The sequence below is a fragment of the Vibrio sp. 2033 genome, from assembly GCF_033339735.1.
The window spans coordinates 1-558 of sequence record NZ_JAWOVC010000668.1 but is presented as its reverse complement, the minus strand read 5'-3'; the positions used below and the strand labels follow the sequence as shown (position 1 = coordinate 558).

1 protein-coding gene is annotated in these 558 nt (G+C 42.7%); it reads right to left on the bottom strand.

Annotated features, from left to right (window positions below):
- Positions 1-558, bottom strand: a 558-nt coding sequence (locus R7P74_RS28395) for a PAS domain-containing protein (protein WP_318124029.1), incomplete at both ends; no start/stop codon positions are given.

Here is a 558-nt window from a genome sequence, read left to right as displayed (position 1 = left end):
TCGTCTCTTCACAGGAATCTTTTACTGAAACTCCTACTCTGCCTAACAAGGCGTTCGCGAACTGCTTCCTCATTTTCATAGCCAGTTCGATTTCTGCAAGATCATTCACTTTCCCGCAGTATATGTATTCCATCAACGGGTTATTGAAATCCTGCCTTGCTTGTTTAGCCAGCTTCTCAATTGGTCTGGTCAACATGTAAATGGATAATGCCGAAAGTAACGCTGCTGCGCTGAAAGCCACCATTGGTGATTGATTCATCTCTAGAAGTAACAAGCCCAAAAAGTTCGAAATAAAAAGGAAAAAGGCAGCTCTCATCCAAAGACGTGTTCGAGGTAGGTAAAGTTGAAGCGGTTTTTTATCATTTCGCAGTTTCGCGTAAGCTTTCTCTGCGCGTTTGACATAAATACGTTCTGGTTTAAAACGGACAGATTGGTATTCAACAATTTCACCGGTGTATTTGATTGGCGATGCAAACGCATCCACCCAGTAATACCCTCCATTGTTTCGTCTGTTTTTCACCATTCCCATCCAATGTTTCCCAGCTTTGAGATGAGACC